General features: G+C 33.1%; 2 protein-coding genes. Both read left to right on the top strand.

The features are described 5' to 3' along the window. The first annotated feature begins 527 nt into the window (after positions 1-527). A complete protein-coding gene (locus AFK68_RS02990; RefSeq protein ID WP_246843963.1) occupies positions 528-1,352 on the top strand; it encodes a cache domain-containing protein in 825 nt (274 codons plus the stop codon). A gap of 92 nt (positions 1,353-1,444) precedes the next feature. Next, the coding region (locus tag AFK68_RS02985; protein ID WP_210407194.1) for a PAS domain S-box protein at positions 1,445-2,744 on the top strand (1,300 nt) is incomplete at both ends.

Genomic DNA, 2,744 nt, shown 5'->3' with positions numbered 1-2,744 from the left:
CAATAATATTAATACCTGGCTGAAACTCTAACCAACCAGAATCTCGAAACGACTTATAATTCAATATCTGAAATTTGGAAATATACATACTAATCACCTCAAAATTTCAACAAAAAAATTGCTATATAACTTTCTCTAACAACACAAACAGTTATTGTACTACAGTAAAAATACTTTGTGTGGTATAATTAAAATTTCTAGTTTTACTGAAAACTAATAACAACCCTCGCAAACTATAAAAAAATTACAGCTATTATTCTCCATCTTTCCTAGAACTGGAAATCAAAAAAACTGGGAAATTATAGCGCTACGCATTAAGGTTAGGAAATTTATACATCCTGTTTGCGGAGCATTTCCGCAGGAAAAACCCTTTAACACTTTACTATTCCCTATTCCCTATTCCCTATTCCCTAGCGCTACGCGCTATACAATTAAACAGACCAAGTAAAATCAGGTGGTAGTCATCAAATCCTATGGCCATTAATATAAATTCGGCTCCCACAAAGTTTATTAACTCCCCTATCAAAGTGAGCAGACACATACCTCTACGAGCTATTTTAATAGTACCTTTCGTCGTTCAAATTTTTGGGGCAGTAGGTTTAACAGGATGGCTCTCTCTACGCAATGGCCAGCAAGCAGTTAATGAAGTCACAACTCAATTAAGAAATGAAGTTAGTAGCCGGATTCAGGATACATTGAAAAATTATTTAGAAGCGCCTCGTGTTATTGCTCAAATTAATCAAAATGCAATTAATTTAGGTCATTTGAATATTCAGGATACAGCTAGTTTAACTCAGCAATTTTGGGGGCAAAGATTTTTATTTGATTCAGTTAATGTTTCTGCAATTTATTTTGGTGGCGCTGAGGGAGAATTTATTGGTTTAGGATTTCAAAATAATAATCAATGGGAAATTGGTAGAGCTGGTAAATCTACAAAAGGAAAGTTTCATAGTCTTGGAATTGATAGTCAGGGAAACCCTACAGAATTATTAGAAATTGGCAATGATTATGACCCTAGAATTAGACCTTGGTATAAAAATGCAGTCGAGGCAAAGAAAGCAACTTGGAGTGATATTTATGCTGACTTTAAAGAACTGAGACTTAAAGTAACTTTAGTTCAACCTATTTATCAAAATAATAATCAATTAATAGGAGTAGTTGGGGTTGATTTTGTTCTTTCTCACATCAGAGAATTTCTCCAAAGTTTAAAAATTGGTGAATCAGGTCAAACTTTTATTATGGAACGTTCTGGATTGTTAGTTGCTTCTTCTACTTCCCAAAAACCATTTAGTTTGAAAGAACAGGAAGTTACAAGAATAAAAGCAGAAAATGTTGATAATTTTTCGGCATAATTTTCAGTATTTCAAGCCTCTGGGTTTAGCGAGAGGTACTGTTATCAGTTAACTGTTAACTGATAACTGAAATGACCTGCTGCAAATGGTANAATTTAGATTGGTTAATTGTAGTTGTGGTTCCAGAAGCAGATTTTATGGATCAAATTAATGTTAATACTCGTACCACAATTAAATTGTGCTTAATTGCTTTATTTGTTGCCACAATAGTAGGAATTTTAACTTCTCGTTGGATTAGTTATCCTGTTATGCTCTTAAGTGATGCAAGTAGAGAAATTGCCAGAGGAAAACTTAATCAAAAAATTGAAGTCAAAATAGTTAATGAATTGGAGGTATTAGCAGAATCTTTTAACTTAATGGCACAGCAATTACAAGATTCTTTTATTAATCTAGAAAAAACTAATGCTGAGTTAGAACAAAGAGTAGAAGAAAGAACAGCAGCACTACGGCAGTCAGAAGAAAAATTTGCTTTAGCTTTTCAGGCAAGTCCGGATGTAATTACTATTAGTAATCTTGCCGATGGTAGATTAATTGAAGTCAATGAAAGCTTTATTCAAACTACAGGTTATAGTCGTCAAGAAGTCATTGGTAAAACAGCATTAGAACTGAATTTATGGGGAAATATTGAAGAGCGAATTCGCATTTTTACAATATTAGAAACTCAAGGTAAAATTCGCAATCAAGAGATTAAGTTTAGGCTAAAGTCAGGACAAATTGCAATTGGATTATTATCAGGAGAAGTTATTTGCCTGGATGGGCAATCTTGCTTACTTTTAATAGTTAAAGATATCACAGAACGTCAAGAAGCAGCAGAAGCATTACAAGCAGCAGAAGCAAAATATCGTAGTATCTTTGAAAATTCTATTGAGGGTATTTTTCAAACTACACCTAATGGTTTTTTCTTAAGTGCTAATCCAGCTTTAGCAAGAATGTATGGTTATTCTGACTGTTCACAATTAATTACTAATATTACTAATATTCAACAACAAATATATGTTAACCCTAACCGTAGACAAGAATTTATTGATGCTATTAATAAAGATGGGGAAATATCAAATTTTGAATCTCAAGTTTATCGTTCTGATGGCAGTATAATTTGGATTTGTGAAAAGGCTCGTGCTGTTCGTAATTTTAATGGAGAATTACTTTATTATGAAGGTACTGTGGAAGATATTACTCTTCGCCAAGAAGCAGAAACAGCATTACACGCAGAACAAGAAAAGTCAGAGCGTTTACTGATGAATATTTTGCCAGAACCTATTGCATTTCGACTGAAACAGGATACCAGTGCTATAGCTGATTATTTTGAAGAATCAACAATTTTGTTTTCTGATATTGTTGGTTTTACTCCTCTATCTGCCAGAATTTCTCCCATAGAATTAGTTAATTTGC

Origin of the sequence: Hydrocoleum sp. CS-953, from assembly GCF_002260545.1 — a bacterium.
Classification (GTDB): domain Bacteria; phylum Cyanobacteriota; class Cyanobacteriia; order Cyanobacteriales; family Microcoleaceae; genus Trichodesmium.
Note: the sequence above shows the minus strand (reverse complement) of the source record. Positions and strands in the feature narration are given on the sequence as shown.